This window comes from Pseudomonas sp. OTU5201, assembly GCF_038440135.1.
GTDB lineage: Bacteria > Pseudomonadota > Gammaproteobacteria > Pseudomonadales > Pseudomonadaceae > Metapseudomonas > Metapseudomonas resinovorans.
The window spans coordinates 14,348-33,008 of the sequence record NZ_JASATC010000022.1 but is presented as its reverse complement, the minus strand read 5'-3'; the positions used below and the strand labels follow the sequence as shown (position 1 = coordinate 33,008).

Below are 18,661 nucleotides of genomic sequence, written 5' to 3'. Positions count from 1 at the left end.
AGGACTCTGCTTCGCGGAATACTAGGGAAGACCTGCTCATACCGGATTGGCAAGATTGTGTGAGTGTCCTTGATTGGCACCGTGCAGCCGGGCGCTTCCCTCTCCCCCGGCCCCTCTCCCGGAGGGCGAGGGGTGACTCGCGCCGGCACCGGCCAAACATTCCGGAGGCCCAAACGGGCCTGAAACTGAGAAAAAACGGTGGGGCAAGGACAGCGCCCCTTCAGGAGGCCGAGCGGAATCGTTGTGAAACGGAGCGAAGCGAAGTAACAGCCGAAGGCTGGCCCGCAGGGCGAGCGTAGCGAGTCAGGGGGACGAGCGGCATGGATGCCGCGAGAGGCGTGTGGGGCCATGGATGGCCCCTCACGCCGGGCCGGATGCCGGGGCAAGTTTTTTGCTTCCTTTTCACGGGGCCGGCCATCCGGCGATTGGAAAAGGGAGTCGCCTGGGAAGGCGAAACAGAGACATCAAGCCGGCTCGGCAATGAGCTAGGCAATAGACTCCAAGCCTCCTCACACCGGATTGCCGATCCGGTGTGCACCGCTTCTCCCTGACATTCCACGAAGAGCCCCAAAAAAAACCGGCCCAAGGGCCGGTCGAAAACTCACGCAGCGACTCCGTTCACACCGCTCAGGGGCGTTTCAGCACCAGGGTGAGGATGTCGTAGCTGGCCACCAGCTCGCCGTGCTGGTTGGTGACTTCCACGTCCCAGGCCACCACGCCTTGCGGCTCGCCCTTCGGGCTCTTCTTGCCCTGGTCGATCTTGCGCTTGCAGGTCAGGCGGGCCTGGATGGTGTCGCCGATGCCCACCGGGGTGATGAAGCGCAGGCTGTCCAGGCCATAGTTGGCCAGCACCGGGCCAGGGGCCGGGGAGACGAACAGGCCGGCGGCGGCGGAGAGCACGAAGTAGCCGTGGGCGATGCGCTTGCCGAACTGGGATTCCTTGGCGGCCAGCTCGTCGAAGTGCATGTAGAAGTGGTCACCGGACAGGCAGCCGAAGTTGACGATGTCGGCCTCGGTCACGGTGCGGCGGTGGGTCAGCAGGGATTCGCCGATCTGCAGCTCGTCGAAGTAGCGGCGGAACGGGTGCACGTCGGTCTCGACCACCTTGGCGCCGCGCACGTGTTCGCCGGTCACGGCGGCCAGCATGGTGGGCGAGCCCTGGACGGCGGCGCGTTGCAGGTAGTGCTTCACCGCGCGCAGGCCGCCCAGTTCTTCACCACCACCGGCGCGGCCGGGGCCGCCGTGCTTGAGTACCGGTAGCGGCGAGCCGTGGCCAGTGGATTCGGCGGCGGACTCGCGGTCGAGGATGTGCAGGCGACCGTGCAGGGCCGCGGCTTGCGGTACGACGTGGGCAGCGACCTTCGGGTCCTTGGTGACCAGGCTGGCCACCAGGCTGCCCTTGCCGCGGGCAGCCAGGGCAATGGCTTCGTCGATGTCGTCGTAGGCCATCAGGGTGCTCACCGGGCCGAACGCCTCGATGTCATGGGCGCCGCCTTCGGCGTGCGGATCACGAGCGCGTAGCAGGGTGGGGGCGAAAAAGGCGCCTTCGTTCACGTCTTCACCGCGCGGGGCGAAGCCGTCACGCGCGCCGAACAGCAGGTCGCTGCTGGTAAGCAGGGCATCCAGGCGCTCGGCCACGTCGGCCTGCTGGGCATGGGAGGCCAGCGCGCCCATCTTCACGCCTTCCACGGCGGGGTCACCCACCACCACTTTGGAGAGGCGCTCGCGCAGGCGCTCGGCCACGGCGTCGATGTGCTTTGCCGGGACGATGGCGCGGCGGATGGCGGTGCACTTCTGGCCAGCCTTGACGGTCATCTCGCGGGCGACTTCCTTGACGAAGAGGTCGAACTCCGGATCGTCCGGGGTGATTTCCGGGGCGAGGATGGCGCAGTTCAGCGAGTCCGCTTCGGCGTTGAAGGGAATGGAGTTGCGAATCAGGTTGGCGTTCACGCGCAGCTTGGCGGCGGTGTCGGCCGAGCCGGTGAAGGTCACCACGTCCTGGCCCTGCAGGCGGTCCAGCAGGTCGCCGGTGCTGCCGATGATCAGCTGCAGGCTGCCTTCCGGCAGCAGGCCGGATTCGTGCATCAGGCGCACGGCAGCTTCGGTCAGGTAGCTGGTCGCGGTGGCGGGTTTGACGATGCACGGCACGCCGGCGAGGAAGCTCGGGGCGAACTTCTCCAGCATCCCCCAGATCGGGAAGTTGAACGCGTTGATATGCACGGCCAGGCCGCCGCGCGGCACCAGGATGTGGGTACCGGCGAAGGTGCCCTGCTTGCCCAGCGGCATGGCCGGACCTTCATGCACGATGTTGCCCGACGGCAGTTCGCGAGCGCCGACGCCGGCGTAGCTGAACAGGGTGGAGGTGCCGCCCTCGATGTCGATCCAGCTGTCGGCACGGGTGGCGCCGCTGTGGCGCGACAGTGCGTAGAGCTGTTCCTTGTGCTCGTTGAGGTAAAGCGCCAAGGCCTTGAGGCGCGCCGCACGCTGCTGGAAGTCCAGGGCCATGAGGTTGGCGATGCCGCGTTTGCGGCCGTGCTCGATGGCTTCCGAGAAGTCCAGGGCTTCCTCATGGGCGCGGGCGATTGTGCTGCCGTCGATGGCACTGCGCAGTGCCTGGGCGCCTTGCTGGCCGATCCAGCGGCCGGCGATGAAGCTTTGCAGGGTAGTGGCTTGGGTCATCGGATGTTCTCTGCGGAGTAAGAAGGTGAAAGGGGCGCGCTCAATGGCGTGCAGCGCCGGCTGCGCCGATTCCGGTCATGGAACGGATGAACTGCGCCAGATAGCGGCCACGTTCTTCCCTGGCACGCTCGGAGGCATCGGTCACCGAGAGCAGCCAGGCACTGAAGAAGGCCATGCCCATGGAGAACAGCGCCGGGTTGGAGTACGGGAACAACGCCGCGTCGTGATGCAGCACGTTGACCCAGACGGCCGGGCTCAACACCAGCAGGACGATGGCGGATAGCAGGCCCATCACGCTGCCGGCCACGGCCCCACGGGTGGTCAGGCCCTTCCAGAACATGGAGAGGAACAGCACCGGGAAGTTGACCGACGCGGCGATGGCCAGCACCAGGCCGGAAAGGAAGGCAATGTTCTGCGACTCGAACAACAGGCCGAGGATCACCGCCAACGCGCCGATGCAGAGGGTGGCGATGCGCGACACGCGCATTTCCTCGCGCTCGCTGGCGCGGCCTTTGCGGATCACACAGGCATACAGGTCGTGAGAGACGGCCGAGGCGCCGGACAGGGCCAGACCAGCGACCACCGCCAGAATGGTGGCAAAGGCCACGGCGGAGATGAAACCGAGGAACAGGCTGCCACCGACGGCGTGGGACAGGTGCACCGCGACCATGTTGCCGCCGCCGATGATGGCGCCAGCCGCGTCGCGGAATTCAGGGTTGGTGCCGACCATCACGATGGACCCGAAGCCAACCACGATCAGCAGCAGGTAGAAGTAGCCGATGAAACCGGTGGCGTAGAACACCGATTTACGGGCTTCCTTGGCATCGCTCACGGTGAAGAAACGCATCAGGATGTGCGGCAGGCCGGCGGTGCCGAACATCATGCCCAGCCCCAGGGAAATGGCGTCGATGGGGTTCGACAGCAACCCGCCCGGCGCCATGATGGCAGTGCCCTTGGCGTGTACCGAGGTGGCGGCGGAGAACATGGCCTCGGTACTGAAACCGAAGTGCTTGAGCACCATGAACGCCATGAAGCTGGTGCCGGAAAGCAGCAGCACGGCCTTGATGATCTGCACCCAGGTGGTGGCCAGCATGCCGCCGAAGGTCACGTAGCAGACCATCAGCACGCCCACCAGCATCACGGCCTGGGTGTAGGAGAGACCGAACAGCAGTTCGATCAGTTTGCCGGCGCCGACCATCTGCGCCACCAGGTACATCAGCGCCACGGTCAGGGTGCCGAAGGCGGCGGTAATGCGAATCGGGGTCTGCTCCAGACGATAGGACACCACATCGGCGAAGGTGTACTTGCCGAGGTTGCGCAGGCGTTCGGCGATCAGGAACAGGATGATCGGCCAGCCGGCGAGCACGCCCAGGGCGTAGAGCAGGCCGTCGTAGCCGTTCATGAACATCATCGCGGAGATGCCGAGGAAGGACGCTGCGCTGATCATGTCGCCGGCAATCGCCAGGCCGTTCTGGAAGCCGGTGAGACCGCCGCCTGCGGTATAGAAGTCGGCGGTCGAACGGGTGCGCAGGGCGGCCCAGCGGGTGATGCCGAGGGTGAAGAGCACGAACGCCAGGAACATGTAGATGGCGTTCCAGTTAAGCGGACGCGCGGCTGCATCGGCGGCTAAGGCGCTTTCCGTGGCCAGCAGACCGCCGGTAAGCAGCAGGGAGGCGAGGGCTTTCATTGGCTGCACTCCTGCTTGAGCTTGTCGTTCAGCGGGTCGAGCTGGCTGTTGGTGCGCTTGACGTAGATGCCGGTCAGCGCAAAGGAGAGCAGGATGATGGCCACGCCGACCAGCATGCCCACGCTGGTGACACCACCATTGAGCGATTGCCCGAGTACGCCAGGGGCGAAGGCTACCAGCAGCACGAAGCCGTAGTAGATGGCCAGCATGGCGGCGGTCAGGGACCAGGTCAGGCGCTGCTTGCGACGGACCAGCTGGATGAAATCCGGATGCTGCCGGATGCGATCGAGGTCGTGCGGGGTCATGGTTGCTCTCTCTTTTTGTGATTGTCGAGGCGGTGCTTTAAGGGGCCGACGGCAAGGCCTGGGTATTGCTCTGGTTCTTATAGGAGCCAGCTTGCTGGCGAATGCGGGCTGCCAAAGAGCTTCGCGAGCAAGCTCGCTCCTACAGGTGCTGCTTAAAGCTGGTCGAAGTCGAGGACCACCTTGTTGCTGACCGGGAAGGTCTGGCAGGACAGCACGTAGCCCGCGGCCACTTCGTAGTCCTCCAGGGCGAAGTTGCTGTCCATCTCCACCTCGCCTTCGATCACCTTGCACTTGCAGGTGGAGCACACACCGGCCTTGCAGGAATAGGGCAGCTCCAGACCCTGGGCGTTGCCGGCATCCAGCACGCTTGCGCTGTTGCGCGGCAACTCGAAGGTCAGTTCGCGGCCATCGCTGATCACGGTCACCTGGCTCACGGCACTGTCCACGCTGCGAGCGGCTTCGCGGGCTTCACGTTTGGCACTGCTGCCGGCGGCGGCGAACAGCTCGAAGTGGATGCGCTCTGCCGACATGCCGTTGGCCTTGAGCTGGTCGCGCACGGTCTCAGTCATCGCCTGCGGGCCGCAGATGAAGGCAGCATCCAGGGCCTTGACGTTGATCCAGCGGGAGAACAGCTGGCCGCATTTGTCGGCATCGATCCGGCCGTTATAGAGGTCCACATCCTGTTGCTCGCGGCTGAACACGAAGATCAGGTTGAGGCGCTGCAGGTAGCGGTTCTTCAGGTCCTCCAGCTGCTCGCGGAACAGTGCGGAAGCACTGGAACGGTTGCCGTAGAGCAGGGTGAAGCGGCTGTTCGGCTCGTTTTCCAGAGTGGTCTTGATGATCGACAGGATCGGCGTGATGCCACTGCCGGCCGCCACTGCCAGGTAGTTGCCGTGGCGCGCGGCGTCCAGCTCCACGAAGAAGTGGCCGGACGGCGGCATCACGTCCAGGCTCTGGCCGGCTTTCAGGCTGTCGTTGGCAAAGGCGGAGAACCGGCCGCCTGCCACGCGCTTGATCGCCACCCGCAGCTCGCCGTCGTTGACGCCGGTGCAGATGGAGTAGGAGCGGCGTACTTCCTCGCCGTCCATCTGGGTGCGCATCACCAAGTGCTGGCCCTGGGTGAAGCGGAATGCCGCGGTCAGGTCGGCAGGAATGTCGAAAGCGATGGACACCGCGTCGCGGGTTTCCGGGCGTACTTCGCGAATTGTCAGGCTGTGGAACTTGCTCATTGTTCTTCTCCGACGGCAGCGCCGTTCAGATGCACTTGAAATAGTCGAAGGGCTCGCGGCAATCGATGCAGCGGTACAGGGCCTTGCAGGCCGTGGAACCGAACTCGCTGAGGCGCTCGGTGTGGGCGCTGCCGCATTGTGGGCAGCACACATCCGGAGCCTCGCCCAGCAGGCTGCGCTTGCTGGTGCTGCCGGCCGGCGGGGCGATGCCGTAGGCGCGCAGGCGCTCGCGGCCCTCAAGGCTGATCCAGTCAGTGGTCCAGGCCGGGGTCAGGCGGCGCTCCAGCTTCGGCGCGGCAAAGCCGGCGCCTTCCAGGGCCTGCTCGATGTCCTGCTCGATCACCTCGGTGGCCGGACAGCCGGAGTAGGTCGGGGTGACGACCACATGCAAGTGGCCGTCCTGCCAGTCGAGGCCACGGACGATGCCGAGGTCGACCACGCTGACTACCGGCACTTCCGGGTCCATCACCTCGCCCAAGACCGACCAGGCGCGCGCCAGATCATCTGGCGCGCCGGCCCGGGCGCCGCGGTCGCTGGCGATCAGCTCACCAGGACGCATCGGGGTGGGCCCGCTGGAGGAACTGCATTTCGGCCAGCAGCAGGCCGAGGTGCTCGGTATGCAGGCCCTTGCGACCGGACAGGTAGAAGTAGCTGGCCGGTTCCGGCAGCGGCAGGGTGGCGCTGGCGAAAATGTCGGCGACCTTGGATTTCCAAGCGATGGCGATCTCTGCCGGGTTCGGCGCAATGCCGGACTCGAACAGGCGTTGCTCAACCTCGTCACCATTCACCAGTTCGACGGTGAAGCGCCATACGTCGCGTATGGCCGCCAGCATGCGCCGGTGGCTTTCCTCGGTACCGTCGCCCAGGCGCTCGACCCATTCGCTGGAGCGGCGCAGGTGGTAGGTGACTTCCTTCAGGGCCTTGGCGGCGATGCCAGCAATGCGCTCGTCGGTGGACTGGATAAGCCCGTGCAGCACCTGGAAGTGCCAGGCGTCGTAGAAGAACTGCTTGGTAATGGTCACGGCGTAGTCGCCGTTGGGTTGCTCCACCAGCAGCAGATTGCGGTAGGCGCGCTCGTCACGGCGGAATGCCAGGTGGTCGGCATCACGGCCGTCGGCAATCAGCTCGGCGGCGTAGTCCAGCCAGTTGCGGGCCTGGCCCACCAGGTCGAGGCCGACGTTCATCAGTGCCAGTTCTTCTTCCAGCGCTGGGGCATGGCCGCACCATTCGCACAGGCGCTGGCCCTGGATCAGGGCGCTGTCGCCGAGGCGCAGCAGGTATTGGATGAGGTCTTCGCGTTGAGTCATGGCAGCGGCCTCACATGTGGCCGACTTCAGCCGGCAGCTCGTAGAAGCTGGCGTGGCGATAGACCTTGTCCTGGGACGGGTCGAACAGCGGCTCCTTCTCGTCCGGGGAGGAGGCGGTGATCAGCGCGGAAGGCACCACCCAGAGGCTCACACCTTCGTTGCGGCGGGTGTACAGCTCGCGAGCGTTCTCGATGGCCATGCGCGCGTCAGCGGCATGCACGCTGCCGACGTGCTTGTGATTCAGGCCGTGCTTGCTGCGCACGAAAACTTCAAAAAGGGTCCATTCAGACATGGCAGGAATCTCCAGCTCAGAGGCAGGTCAAGCGGCGTTCGCTTTGCGTTGTTGTTTACGGGCGTGGGCTACCGCGGCTTCGCGGACCCAGGCGCCGTCTTCGATGGCTTTGCGGCGGGTGGCGACGCGCTCGACGTTGCATGGGCCGTTGCCCTTGAGCACTTCGTAGAACTCTTCCCATTGGATGTCGCCGAAGTCGTAGTGACCGCGTTCCTCGTTCCACTTCAGGTGCGGGTCGGGGGCGGTGCAGCCGAGCAGCTCCAGTTGCGGCACGGTCTGGTCGATGAAGCGCTGGCGCAGCTCGTCGTTGCTCTGGCGCTTGATCTTCCAGGCCATGGACTGGGCGCTGTTGGGGGAGTCGGCGTCACTCGGGCCGAACATCATCAGCGACGGCCACCAGAGACGGTTGATGGCGTCCTGGACCATGTCCTTCTGGGCCTGGGTACCGTGACGCATCATGTGCAGGAGGATTTCGTAGCCCTGGCGCTGGTGGAACGACTCTTCCTTGCAGATGCGGATCATGGCGCGGGAGTAGGGGCCATAAGAGGTGCGCTGCAGCACCACCTGGTTGACGATGGCCGCGCCATCCACCAGCCAACCCACAGCGCCCATGTCGGCCCAGCTCAGGGTCGGGTAGTTGAAGATGCTCGAGTACTTGGCGCGGCCCGAGTGCAGCTTGGCAATTTCGGTATCGCGGTCGGCACCCAGGGTTTCCATGGCGCTGTACAGGTAGAGGCCGTGACCGGCTTCGTCCTGGATCTTGGCCATCAGCTGCAGCTTGCGCTTGAGGGTCGGTGCGCGGGTCACCCAGTTGCCCTCCGGCAGCATGCCGACGATCTCGGAGTGGGCGTGCTGGGAAATCTGGCGGATCAGGGTCTGCCGGTAAGCGTCCGGCATCCAGTTCTTCGCCTCGATCTTGATCTCCGCGTCGATCTTTTCCTGGAAGGCGCGTTCTTCGGGGGACATCTCCTCCAGCGCCTTGATGCGCTTCACGCCGGTCTCAACCAATTGTGCGTACATGCCGTTCTCCAGCCATGCAGGGTTCGTGGGGTGGCTTGGCCATGGCGTTATTTTTAAATGATACGAAATCAAATATCAAACACTAAATTGTGTATCGAATAGAGTTTTTGTATCGCTTTCAGGAAAGCCGAGGGTGCGCTTCTGGCATAAGACGCTGGGCGACGCCCCCACAGGGAACGCGCGCGATCCCGTATCGCGTGATGTGATACAGGAAGGTTGTGGTGATTGATTGCGATATGAACGGTTGTTGCGCCAGGCGACAATCGGGAGGGTCGTCTAGAGTTTCAGGCGACGAACGGAGGAGGATGGAACATGGGATGTCCGCAGGTGTGCAGCGGCGCGACGCTGCAATGCAGTTTCGGCGTGGCGCCGACGGTACTCAACGTGCTGCCGGTTAACCGCACCCTGACGGGTGGGATGCCGGCGGCGAACATCATGGATCACATCCCCCTGGTGAATGTTCCCACCTTCGGCATGTGCCAGAGTCTGGCCAATCCCACGGTGGCCGCCGCCACCGCCGCCGCCCTCGGCGTGCTGACCCCCATGCCCTGCATACCGGCCACGGCGGCGCCGTGGATTCCCGGCGGCGCGCCCACCGTGCTGCTGGGCAATATGCCGGCGCTGGACTCGAACAGCACGTTGATGTGCAGCTGGGCGGGCGTGATCAAGATCGTTATGCCCGGCCAGGTGCAGATGTTGATTCCCTAGACCGGTGCTGAGTCCGCTTCGCGAGCAAGCTCGCTCCTACAGCGGCTGGGAGCCGGCTTACCGGTGAAGGCGCTGTCAGGCTTGCGCTGGTTCGGTCCAGCGTTTCCACCACCAGCGCAGCCGGGACATGGGCTTGCCCTCGGCGTCCAGCGGTCGTCCATCTTCGGCAAAGGGTTGGCCCGGCTCCAGCAGTTGGCCCTTCAGGTAGCGGCTGCGTAGGGCCAGTTGACCGTTACCGTGGAAGCGCTGGTAGGGGCCGTCGCGCACGCCGTCGCGATACTGCTCGATCTCCGCGACGCTGCCGTCCGGGTAGTAGCTGATCGCTTCGCCATGCATCAGCCCCTGGCGGTAGCTCACCTTGCGTTGCAGCCAGCCTTCCGGAGCATGGAAGGTTGCCACTCCATGCAGTTTGCCGCGCATGTAAAGCATCTGCGCCGAAACCCGGCCGTTGGGGTGGAAGAGGGTGGACGGGCCGTTCAGCTCGCCCTGGCTGTAGCTGAGCTGGGCCTGGGGACGGCCAGCTTCCTCGATGCGCACCGGCCCTTCCAGCTGGCCGCCCTGCAGTTGGCCTTGCATGCGGCTGTCGCCGCGCGTGAGGTCGAGCTTTCCGGAGTTCGCCATGTTCAGTTCACCTTCACCAGGCCGCCTTTGATGGTCAACATGCCGCCGCCATCCACCGTCTGTTCGGCGCTGGCCTTGTTGGTCAGGCTGATACCGGCGTCGTTGGTCAAGGTCGTGCCGGCCTTGTTGTCCAGCGACGTACCCGCCTGGTTGGTCAGGGAAGTGCCGGCTTTCTGGGTGATGGACGTACCGGCCTGTGCGGCGAGGTCGGCATCGCTCTTGAGGGTCAGGCTGCCGCCGCTCTGCAGGGTGAGGGTGCCGCTGACCTTGATGGTGAGGTTGCCGTCCACGGTGAGCTCGTAGTTGCCCGTCACCTTGTGGCTGTAGTTGCCGCCGGTGCTGTGGGTCTGGTCGGCGCCCACCGTCACTGTGCGGCTGTCCTTCACATCCAGGCTGTCACTGCCGGTCTGGATGGTGACGCTGCGCTTGCCCTTTTCCAGGGTGATGGTCTCGTCGCCTTCCTTCACCGTGCGGGTGCGGGCGTTCTGCACCGTGAGGGTTTCGTCGTGGCCGATGGTGGCGCTGCTGTCGTTGAGGACGTTGACCTTGAGGTCCTTCTGCGCCTGGAGGAAGACTTCCTCGGCGTCCTTCTTGTCCTCGAAGCGCAGCTCGTTGAAGCCGCCGCCACCCTTGGAGGAGTTGGTCTTGATCCCGGACTGGGTCTGGTTGGCAGGCAGGGCATAGGGCAGGGCGTTGTCACCGTTGTAGACGCAGCCGGTCACCAGCGGGCGGTCCGGGTCGCCATCGATGAAGGTGACGATCACTTCCTGGCCGATGCGCGGGATGAACTGCATGCCGAAGCCCTTGCCGCTCCAGGGCAGAACCACACGTACCCAGCAGGACGAGGTTTCGTCATTCTTGCCGTCGCGGTCCCAGGGGAACTGGATCTTGATGCGGCCGTACTGGTCGGTCCAGATCTCTTCGCCAGCCTTGCCGACGACGACAGCTGTCTGCGTGTGCATGCGCGGCTTGGACGTGGTGCGCGGTGGACGGTAGTGGGCGGCCCTGGGGATGGCCTCGAAGCGATTGCGGTAATGCTCGTGGCTGGCCTCGTGAGTCACCGAGGTCACTACCCAGTCGATATTCAGCGCGTCATCGTCATGGCCGCTGAGAGTGAACCAGTGCCCCGGCACCAGCCAGCGGCAATCGCTCTCGCCGATGAAGCGCTTTTCCTGGCTGCGTAGCTCATCTACCCGTTGTTTGGACAAGGCATCCCCACGCGCCTTGGCGGTGTAACCGCCCGGATGCTCATACATTGTTCGTGGCCCGGACACCGCCTCGGCCTGGCTGTAGAGCGAGGTGGTGGGCGTGGTGAATTCGTAGTCCGTGGCGCTGTACACCCCGGCCACCGCCTGCAGGCACAGCTGCCCGGAACGTACGCCGTGCAGCTCGCGCTCACCGATGCCCTGGCCCAGATAGGGCACCTTCGGCCCGTAGGGCATCTGTACGAAAGCATCGTTGCTGTCGCCCAGCACCAGAGTGTGCTTGCCGTCCTCGTGGGTGAAGAACCAGAAGATGCCTTCCTCCTCCAGCAGCCGCGAAACGAAAGCGAAGTCCGTCTCGCCGTACTGCACGCAGTATTCCCGCGGGCTGTAGCTGCCGGTGAGTTTCACCTCGAAGTCGGTGAAACCGTGGGCCTTGAAGATGGTGGTGACGATGTCGCTGGTGGCGAGGTTCTGGAACACCCGGTTATTGCTCGCCAGGGTGAGCCACCAGAGCCAGGGACGCAGCACCAGCTGATAGCGTTCGGCGGTGGCGTCGGCGGGGAGCTGGTGAATCTCGGCGACCAGGGCGTCGAGGCGGCGTTGATTGCCGTCGTTGTGGAGGGTGGTGGTGACATGGGACGCCACGGCGCTGGTCAGTGTGAGGGCGGTGGCGCTGTAGCCATTCAGGTGCATGCTGCCCAGACGGTTCAGGTGCTCCCCGCCGGCCAAGTGCTGTGGATACAGGTCCGCCAGGGCCGATGCAGTGAGGGAGAGGCTGGTGGTGGAGTCGACGGGACGGGGCATCAAAAGCCTCAACCATTAACTTGTGAGTTGTTCGGCTGGAACGAGATGTTTCTTCTGAAGAATAACTAAGTTGTTTCCTGAGAATTATTGCGGGTTCTCACTCTACCCATATGATCCACTCGGGTTCGGGTCTTGGCGCAGACATCGGTAAGTCCCTTACATATTCTAAGTGGGCAGCGCATGCCGGGCAGCGTAGGAGGGTTTGCTCGCTAGTTCGGATGCTTCCCCAAGGGCCGCGCGAAATGTGTTCAGTTGGAGTGTATCGTTTGCGGATTGTCTGGGATGGAAATATCAGAACAAACGTCTTCCTTGCCGGCTTGGTCTTGCAGTACTCGGATTTCATGTCGTGGGTGGAGCATCGAAATTCAGCCTTTGGCAAAGACGAAAATAGCGATGCGGGTGGGGTTGGCTCTTCGATTGCGTCGGATACCACTACCCCGAAAGTTCGCCCATTTTCGGTGTTGTTCTCGAAGCTGTAACTCAGCGCAGCCTTGAAGTCATCCAGCGTAATCCGATGGTTCATGGCTTGCATTACTCCCGCGATAGAACCTTTGTGTTTTGAGCGATAATCTACGACGGCGGCATTTGTGGTGCGTGTAATCCTCTTGGAGCCTTCCGAGCCGAACTGTAATTGCCATTGGCAAAAATGCTTCAATTTGCCGATCAATTCCTCCGGTGGTCTTGTGTCCCTCCATATGATCTCTCTTGTCACCAGATTGGAAGGTTTTCCTTGCAGGTCTAGTCTGAAGTGGGAATCGTCCGGTGCCAGTATCTGGCCTTCCCAGTTGTTGTAAAGATAGAACGGCGGAAAAGCCTCGAATGAAATTTCAGCGCCTTGGGGCTTGATATATGGGCAGGATATTAATTGGTCGCACATTTCAAGCCCGGTTTCGATGTCGCTTGCCGAGGGGAAACGAAAAAAATCCCCCGCAGTATATCTGCCAATGTAAACAGTCATCTTATGTCCTCCCTGATTTTAGAATTGATGGGGAAGGGTGATTGTTTGGTGGGTTTGGAGTGGGAGTTGTTGGTGTCATGCCCATGAATTACTCCAACACCCACTCCGCCAACTTCCCTGTCACCTGCGCCATCAACACATTCTCGATATCCCGTGCTCCCGCCGAACTGCACTTGGTCAATACCGCTTTCACGATGGCCGGGTCGAAGTCGAACTGTTTGCCGGTGGCGGCCTTGTAACGGCCCTGGAGTTTCTCCAGTTTGGCGATGACGATGCCTTCCAGGGTCGCTTCGTCCAGCGGGCGGTAGGGCACCACGGTCATGCGGGCGAGGAAGGCGGGGCGGAAGGCTTGCAGCAGGACCTTGCGCAGGCGTTCGTTGAAGGCGTCGTTGCCGAGCTGGTCGGGTGTGGTGTCCAACACCAGTTCGGCACCGACATTGCTGGTGGCGAGCATCACGGTGTTTTTGAAGTCCACCACCAGGCCGGTGCCGTCTTCCATCACGCCCTTGTCGAAGACGTTGTAGAAGGCCTCCAGCACATCCGGGTGGGCCTTTTCGATCTCGTCCAGCAGCACCACCGAGTAGGGGCGGCGGCGCACGGCTTCGGTGAGCACGCCACCGGAACCGTAGCCGACATAGCCGGGCGGGGCGCCCTTGAGCTGGCTGACGGTGTGGGCTTCCTGGTACTCGGAGAGGTTGATGCTGATGAGGTTGCGCTCGCCGCCGTAGAGGGCGTCGGCAAGGGCGTAGGCGGTTTCGGTCTTGCCGACGCCGGTGGGGCCCACCAGCAGGAAGACGCCCACCGGCTTCTGCGGATCGGTGAGGCCTGCGCGATAGGCCTGGATGCGCTGGGCGATGGTGCCCAGTGCGCTGTCCTGGCCCATGACGCGCTGCGCCATGCGCTGGCCCAGAGTGCGTACGGCGTGGGCTTCGTCTGCGAGCATCTTGCCAATGGGGATGCCCGTCCAGCCAGCGATCACCGCTGCGACGGTCTTGGAGTCCACCTGCTCGGGCACCAGCGGGTCGTCCTGACGGATGGCGTCCAGGCCGGCTTCCAGGCGGGCCAGTTCGGCGGCCAGGTGGTCGATGCGATCATCCAGTTCTTCGTTTGGCTTGCTGGCGTCGACGCTGTCGCTGAGGGTGAGCAGTTCGCGGCGGGCATCCAGTAGTTCGCGCACGGCTTCGCGTTCCTCTGCCCAACGGGTTTCCAACTCGCGAATGGCGACGAGGTTGCTGCGTGATTCGGCCTCCAGCGCGGTAATGCGCTCGCGGTGGTCGAGCCCGGTGGCCTGTTCGCGGCGCAGGCGTTGCAGCTCTTCCTCCAGGGATTGTTCACGGTGGCGCAGGCTTTCCAGCGGCGGCGGTACATCGTGTTGGCCGAGGGCGACGCGGGCGCAGGCGGTGTCGAGCACGCTGATGGCCTTGTCCGGCAGTTGCCGGCCGGAGATGTAGCGATGGGAGAGTTTCACTGCGTCATGGATGGCCACATCCAGCACCTGCACGCCGTGGTGCTGTTCGAGCTTGGCGGCGACTCCCCGCAGCATTTCCACGGCTGTGGTCTCGTCCGGTTCTTCCACTTGCACCAGTTGGAAGCGCCGGGCCAGGGCCGGGTCTTTCTCGAAGTACTTCTTGTATTCCAGCCAGGTGGTGGCGGCGAGGGTGCGCAGTTCGCCACGGGCCAGCGCCGGCTTGAGCAGGTTGGCCGCGTCACTCTGGCCTTCGGCGGCGCCGGCGCCGATCAGGGTGTGGGCCTCGTCGATAAACAGGATGATTGGCTTCTCGGCATTGCGTACGCCGTCGATCACGCCTTTCAGGCGTTGTTCGAACTCGCCTTTGACGCCGGCGCCGGCTTGCAGCAGGCCAAGGTCGAGCACCCGCAGGCTGACATCTTGCAAGGGGGGCGGCACGTCGCCCGCGGCGATGCGCAGGGCCAGGCCCTCGACCACAGCCGTTTTGCCCACGCCAGGAGCACCCACCAGGATGGGGTTGTTTTGCCGGCGGCGCAGGAGGATGTCGATGCTCTGACGGATCTCGCTGTCGCGCCCGACGATGGGGTCGATGCGCCCGGCATGGGCATCGGCGGTGAGGTCCTGGGTGTACTGGTCGAGGATGGAGTCCTGGGCGCCGGGCTGGGCGGGCTTGCCTTTGGCTGCCTGCGTTGAAGCGGGCTGCTCGCGGGATGCCTGGGTCCATTCCTGCAGGTTGCTGCGCAAGGCTTCGCGGGGGATGCGCAGCAGGGACGAGGCGCTATTCAGCAGCAGGGTGCGGCGCTCGTCACGGTCGAGCAGGGCGAGCAGCAAGAGCCCGGATCGGATGCTCTGCTGGCCGGATACGCTGGCCTGCACCACGGCATCTTCCAACAGGCCGATGGTTTGCGCGGAGAGTGCCGGCGTGCGGGTGTTGCCGGCCTTGAACAACTCCAATGCCAGGTTGATCTCCGAGGCCACCGTGTCGCGCTCCAGGCCGAAGCGTGGCAAGAGATAGGCGAGGTCGCCGCCTTCAATGTCCATCAGCTCCAGCAGCAGGTGTTCGATTTCCACGTAGTGGTGGGTGCGCTGCAGGCAGCGTTGCGCGGCCCGTTCCAGGGCGCGGCGGCTTTGTGCGTTGAGGCGTCCGATCAGGCTGCCGAGTTCCATGGTCAGGCCACCTCCGAATGGCGCAAGCGAGTGTCGATCGTTTGCAGCTGTTCGCCGCGCAGGTGCAGGCCGCCACTCCAGCGCAGGCGCGGCGGTTGGGTGCGGTCCAGGGACAACGGCGCACCGGGGCGCACCAGCAGGCGCAGGGTGCAGTCGAGGTCCGGGCCGAAGTAGAGCGCGGCGAGGCTGGCAAGCCGGGTGTGCTCGGCACCACCAGGAAGGAAGTCCGGCGCGCGTTCGCTGGCCAGCGGCCCAAGGGTCAGGCGGATGCCGGCATGCTCGTCCCACACGCGGGTGCCGGCGATTGCATCGAGGCCCAGTCGCAGGTTGCGGCCCCGGCGTTGCAGGAGGCTGCGGCTTGCCGGCGGGATATCCCGCCAGCCGCCCTGGTAGGCCTCGTAATGCACCTCGACGCTGAACTGGTGGCGGACCAGCGCGGCGAAGCCGGCCAGGGAGCGTCGGCCGCCGGCAAAGAGCGCAGTTCGCGCGGTCACGGCGGAGTCGGGCAGCGTCAGACGGTTTTGCAGGGCGTCCGGCAGCAAGCCGCAGAGCGCGAGCATCTGGTCCCGTGCTGGCGAGTCCTCCGGCGCGCGGAAACCCAGGGCCAGGCGATGCTTGTCCAGAACGCGATAGAGCAGGCTGAGCAGGCGGTGCTGGAACAGGTCGAGGAATTCCGCCGGGGCGTGATCTTTCTGCTTCGCGCGTTGCTGCAGCCATTCCTGATAGGCGTAGGGCAAGGGGCCATCGGGTCCGCCAAGGCCGAATACCGGCGTGGTCAGCGTCGGTGGTTGGCCGGCCTCCTCGTCCAGGCGCTCCACCTGGCTGGCGGCGAAGGTAGGGGTCAAGGGGCCGCGCAGGCGCAACGCTTCGCCCTGGGGCGCGCTGCTGCGGCCAAGGGACTCGCTAGCGGGCCGTTCGCGCTCCAGCAGCAGGAGCGCCTGCAGGAGTTCGAAGGCCTGGGGCGCGTCGCGCAGGCGCCGGCTCAGAGGGAGAGGGGCATTCCGGCTTGGGGCTGCCACGTCCTGACCTCCTTGTCGGCATCGACCAGCACGGTGCGCACGAAGCGGTTGGCGGTCGCGTAGAGCGAAAAGAATTGCGCCAGCACGGCCGAGAAGAGCACTGCGCTGGCACCGGCGAAGTGTTGCGAGTCGAGCGTGATGCGTACTTCCAGGCCATTGCGCCAGCCGCGCCAGGCGTCGTCGCCGACCCGCGCCACCACGCGCTCGCAGGTCAGTCGGGCGATGCCGTCGATCTGCCGGCGGGCGCTGCCGTCGTCGCGCAGATTGTGCAGGTCAAGCAGTTCGCGCAGGGCTTCCAGGGCCTGTGGCCCCTCCACCAGGGACAGGTGGTTGAGGGTGAGCTGCGACACCATGCGCCAGCGCGATTCACCCGACAGGCGCGGCAGGCTCTGCGGGCTGGGCGGGTTGCGCAGGCTGGCGCGGGCGATGGGACCGGGCCGCTCGAAGCCCAGGCGGGTACCCGCGGGCAGGTTCTCGGCCAGGTGCCGGTTGGTGCACAGCAGCTCGGCCGTCAGGCTGTACTCGGGGGCGTCCAGCAACGGGTCGAAACCAGTGTCCACCAGGCTCAGCAGCAGGTCGGTGCCGAGTCGATTGGGGCTCATGCCCTGCACCCTGCGGGCGTGCCAGTAGAGGCGAGCAGCGGTGGAGGCGGTCCCGTGGGCATGGCCGTAGTAGGCCGGAACCTGGCTGACGCCACGGGGTGAGGCGGCGCGCACGGCGCGGATGCTGTGGATTTCTACGCTGCTTTCGCGGTGAGCATCGGCCACCAGGCGGTATTCGCTGCGCGTGCCGTCCGGGCGCAACGGTTCAGAGGTGCGCGGAAACAGGTTGATGGCCGGCGTGCAACCCAGGCGCAGGTCACTCGGCTGCAAGTGCAGGCGACCTGCCGGGGCGCGGTCGAAGGCGATGACCAGCAAGCAGTCGCGACCGCCCACCGTCGGTGGCTGGATCGGAATATCGAAGAAGGCGAACTTGTCGGGGAAGGTGAAGTACTCCGCCAGCAGGCGCAGGCCTGGATGCTGGCCGTCTTCCTCGGGCAGCAACGCCTGGTCGTCGGCGAAACCCACCAGCTGTGGTTCGCCCGAGCAGGGCAGCAAGGGCTGTCCCGGCACACCGCAATGAATGCCGAGGGCGTGGGCGCCGAGCAGATCGTAGAGCGCGGCGTTGCTGACCGGTGAGGCGGCCAGGTGCAGGCGCAGTTGGCGAACTGGCAGCTGCGCCCAGTCGAACTCACCCAGGCAGTGCAATTCCAGGCGCAGGGCAGAGCGTGCTTCGGGGCGGCCGGTCAGGGCCACGGCCTCGTCGCCGTCCAGCAGCGTCGCTTCGCCGATACGAATTGGCCAGAGCGTGGCCTCGGCCGTGGTGCGGAAATGCACGCTGGCGCCCTGGCTGGTGGTGACGAACAGCGGTGTGTCGCGGGGCATCCGGTAGCCCTCGGCCAGGCTGCCCTGGGTCGGGTCCGGTTCGAACTGGACGATGGCGCAGGAGGGCAGGGGGCGCAGGGCCAGGGGGTAGAGCTGCTCCAGCAGGGCGTCGCTGAACTCGGCGTAGTCGTCGTCCAGACGTCGTTGCAGGCGCGCGGTCAGCAGGGAGAAGCCTTCCAGCAGGCGTTCCACGTGCGGGTCCGGGCACTCGCCGGGGGCCAGTTCCAGGCGCCGGGCAACTTTGGGGTAACGCGCAGCGAAGCTGGCGCCGGCATGACGCAGCCAGGTGAGTTCGCGTTGGTAGTAGTCCAGCAGTTCCGGGTCAATCGAGTCGCTCATGGCGCACCTCGAGACCCGCTTCGCTGTTGTCGATGACGAATAGTGCCGGCCAGGTGCGCTGGCCACTGCGCAGGCTGCCGCCGAGGCGGATGCGCAGTCGTTGCGGCTGGCCGGGGATGGGGGCGGCATCCACATCCGTGAGCTGCAAGCGCGGTTCGAAGTGCTGCACGGCGGTGCGGATTTCCCGCACCAGTTGGCGTCGGTCGTCGCCGCGCTGCGCCTGCAAGGCGCTCCAGTCGCCGATGCCATAGTCGAGGATGGTCAGTGGCCGACTGGTCCTGGTACTGGATCGGCGTGTGTTGAGCAGGCGCGCCAGTTCCAGGCGGACGGATTCGGCCAGCGCCTCGCGGTCGAAGGCCGGCGCCTCGTCCGCCTGGGCGGAGAGGCGCTCGAACAGCGGAGGGAGCAGGCCGGCGTCCGACATGAGCG

The 18,661-nt window shown here is 64.9% G+C and carries 16 protein-coding genes; 1 reads left to right on the top strand and 15 read right to left on the bottom strand.

Annotated elements, in window-relative coordinates:
• Positions 1 to 627: 627 nt before the first annotated feature.
• The 8 genes from paaZ to paaA form a co-directional block, all read right to left on the bottom strand.
• Positions 628 to 2,679 (bottom strand): phenylacetic acid degradation bifunctional protein PaaZ, encoded by a 2,052-nt coding sequence (gene paaZ / locus AAHM40_RS15150; RefSeq protein WP_342245384.1) that lies wholly within the window; start codon positions 2,677 to 2,679, stop codon positions 628 to 630.
• A gap of 40 nt (positions 2,680 to 2,719) precedes the next feature.
• Positions 2,720 to 4,366: a cation acetate symporter gene (locus AAHM40_RS15145; protein ID WP_342245383.1), complete on the bottom strand. Its 1,647-nt coding sequence runs from the start codon at positions 4,364 to 4,366 to the stop codon at positions 2,720 to 2,722.
• Positions 4,363 to 4,671 (bottom strand): DUF485 domain-containing protein, encoded by a 309-nt coding sequence (locus AAHM40_RS15140; protein ID WP_342245382.1) that lies wholly within the window; start codon positions 4,669 to 4,671, stop codon positions 4,363 to 4,365. Before AAHM40_RS15140 ends, AAHM40_RS15145 begins: the two co-directional genes overlap by 4 nt.
• 152 nt (positions 4,672 to 4,823) lie before the next feature.
• Positions 4,824 to 5,900 carry a 1,2-phenylacetyl-CoA epoxidase subunit PaaE gene (gene paaE, locus AAHM40_RS15135; protein ID WP_342245381.1) on the bottom strand — a complete coding sequence of 359 codons (1,077 nt, stop codon included), beginning with the start codon at positions 5,898 to 5,900 and terminating at the stop codon, positions 4,824 to 4,826.
• A gap of 25 nt (positions 5,901 to 5,925) precedes the next feature.
• Positions 5,926 to 6,459: a 1,2-phenylacetyl-CoA epoxidase subunit PaaD gene (paaD, locus tag AAHM40_RS15130; RefSeq protein WP_342245380.1), complete on the bottom strand. Its 534-nt coding sequence runs from the start codon at positions 6,457 to 6,459 to the stop codon at positions 5,926 to 5,928.
• Complete coding sequence (gene paaC / locus AAHM40_RS15125) at positions 6,446 to 7,207, bottom strand: 1,2-phenylacetyl-CoA epoxidase subunit PaaC (RefSeq protein WP_342245379.1); 762 nt, start codon at positions 7,205 to 7,207, stop codon at positions 6,446 to 6,448. Before paaC ends, paaD begins: the two co-directional genes overlap by 14 nt.
• A gap of 10 nt (positions 7,208 to 7,217) precedes the next feature.
• Positions 7,218 to 7,499, bottom strand: coding sequence for a 1,2-phenylacetyl-CoA epoxidase subunit PaaB (paaB, locus tag AAHM40_RS15120; protein ID WP_016493150.1), 282 nt, complete (start codon positions 7,497 to 7,499; stop codon positions 7,218 to 7,220).
• 27 nt (positions 7,500 to 7,526) lie between these two features.
• Complete coding sequence (gene paaA, locus AAHM40_RS15115) at positions 7,527 to 8,519, bottom strand: 1,2-phenylacetyl-CoA epoxidase subunit PaaA (protein WP_342245378.1); 993 nt, start codon at positions 8,517 to 8,519, stop codon at positions 7,527 to 7,529.
• A gap of 312 nt (positions 8,520 to 8,831) precedes the next feature.
• Between paaA and AAHM40_RS15110 the strand changes: the two genes are divergently transcribed.
• A complete protein-coding gene (locus tag AAHM40_RS15110; protein ID WP_342245377.1) occupies positions 8,832 to 9,227 on the top strand; it encodes a DUF4280 domain-containing protein in 396 nt (131 codons plus the stop codon).
• A gap of 75 nt (positions 9,228 to 9,302) precedes the next feature.
• Here AAHM40_RS15110 and AAHM40_RS15105 read toward each other — a convergent pair whose 3' ends face one another.
• The 7 genes from AAHM40_RS15105 to tssE form a co-directional block, all read right to left on the bottom strand.
• Positions 9,303 to 9,848: a toxin-antitoxin system YwqK family antitoxin gene (locus AAHM40_RS15105; RefSeq protein WP_342245376.1), complete on the bottom strand. Its 546-nt coding sequence runs from the start codon at positions 9,846 to 9,848 to the stop codon at positions 9,303 to 9,305.
• Between the two features lie 2 nt (positions 9,849 to 9,850).
• Complete coding sequence (tssI, locus tag AAHM40_RS15100; protein WP_342245375.1) at positions 9,851 to 11,857, bottom strand: type VI secretion system Vgr family protein; 2,007 nt, start codon at positions 11,855 to 11,857, stop codon at positions 9,851 to 9,853.
• 97 nt (positions 11,858 to 11,954) lie between these two features.
• Entirely contained in the window at positions 11,955 to 12,815 is an 861-nt protein-coding gene (locus tag AAHM40_RS15095; protein WP_342245374.1) for a hypothetical protein, read from the bottom strand.
• 88 nt (positions 12,816 to 12,903) lie between these two features.
• Positions 12,904 to 15,450: a type VI secretion system ATPase TssH gene (tssH, locus tag AAHM40_RS15090; RefSeq protein WP_342245373.1), complete on the bottom strand. Its 2,547-nt coding sequence runs from the start codon at positions 15,448 to 15,450 to the stop codon at positions 12,904 to 12,906.
• A 2-nt stretch (positions 15,451 to 15,452) separates the two neighbouring features.
• The gene (tssG, locus tag AAHM40_RS15085; protein ID WP_342245372.1) at positions 15,453 to 16,469 is read right to left on the bottom strand and encodes a type VI secretion system baseplate subunit TssG; all 1,017 of its coding nucleotides are present in this window, start codon (positions 16,467 to 16,469) and stop codon (positions 15,453 to 15,455) included.
• Positions 16,433 to 18,232 (bottom strand): type VI secretion system baseplate subunit TssF, encoded by a 1,800-nt coding sequence (gene tssF, locus AAHM40_RS15080; protein WP_342245371.1) that lies wholly within the window; start codon positions 18,230 to 18,232, stop codon positions 16,433 to 16,435. Before tssF ends, tssG begins: the two co-directional genes overlap by 37 nt.
• A complete protein-coding gene (tssE, locus tag AAHM40_RS15075) occupies positions 18,216 to 18,656 on the bottom strand; it encodes a type VI secretion system baseplate subunit TssE (RefSeq protein ID WP_342245370.1) in 441 nt (146 codons plus the stop codon). The genes tssF and tssE overlap by 17 nt, the downstream gene beginning before the upstream one ends.
• Positions 18,657 to 18,661: the final 5 nt, after the last annotated feature.

What these genes read in the sequence shown, in the direction of transcription:
- paaZ (WP_342245384.1), bottom strand. Translation starts at nt 2,679, where the DNA reads ATGACCCAAGCCACTACCCTGCAAAGCTTCATCGCCGGCCGCTGGATC.
- AAHM40_RS15145 (WP_342245383.1), bottom strand. Translation starts at nt 4,366, where the DNA reads ATGAAAGCCCTCGCCTCCCTGCTGCTTACCGGCGGTCTGCTGGCCACG.
- AAHM40_RS15140 (WP_342245382.1), bottom strand. Translation starts at nt 4,671, where the DNA reads ATGACCCCGCACGACCTCGATCGCATCCGGCAGCATCCGGATTTCATC.
- paaE (WP_342245381.1), bottom strand. Translation starts at nt 5,900, where the DNA reads ATGAGCAAGTTCCACAGCCTGACAATTCGCGAAGTACGCCCGGAAACC.
- paaD (WP_342245380.1), bottom strand. Translation starts at nt 6,459, where the DNA reads ATGCGTCCTGGTGAGCTGATCGCCAGCGACCGCGGCGCCCGGGCCGGC.
- paaC (WP_342245379.1), bottom strand. Translation starts at nt 7,207, where the DNA reads ATGACTCAACGCGAAGACCTCATCCAATACCTGCTGCGCCTCGGCGAC.
- paaB (WP_016493150.1), bottom strand. Translation starts at nt 7,499, where the DNA reads ATGTCTGAATGGACCCTTTTTGAAGTTTTCGTGCGCAGCAAGCACGGC.
- paaA (WP_342245378.1), bottom strand. Translation starts at nt 8,519, where the DNA reads ATGTACGCACAATTGGTTGAGACCGGCGTGAAGCGCATCAAGGCGCTG.
- AAHM40_RS15110 (WP_342245377.1), top strand. Translation starts at nt 8,832, where the DNA reads ATGGGATGTCCGCAGGTGTGCAGCGGCGCGACGCTGCAATGCAGTTTC.
- AAHM40_RS15105 (WP_342245376.1), bottom strand. Translation starts at nt 9,848, where the DNA reads ATGGCGAACTCCGGAAAGCTCGACCTCACGCGCGGCGACAGCCGCATG.
- tssI (WP_342245375.1), bottom strand. Translation starts at nt 11,857, where the DNA reads ATGCCCCGTCCCGTCGACTCCACCACCAGCCTCTCCCTCACTGCATCG.
- AAHM40_RS15095 (WP_342245374.1), bottom strand. Translation starts at nt 12,815, where the DNA reads ATGACTGTTTACATTGGCAGATATACTGCGGGGGATTTTTTTCGTTTC.
- tssH (WP_342245373.1), bottom strand. Translation starts at nt 15,450, where the DNA reads ATGGAACTCGGCAGCCTGATCGGACGCCTCAACGCACAAAGCCGCCGC.
- tssF (WP_342245371.1), bottom strand. Translation starts at nt 18,232, where the DNA reads ATGAGCGACTCGATTGACCCGGAACTGCTGGACTACTACCAACGCGAA.
- tssE (WP_342245370.1), bottom strand. Translation starts at nt 18,656, where the DNA reads ATGTCGGACGCCGGCCTGCTCCCTCCGCTGTTCGAGCGCCTCTCCGCC.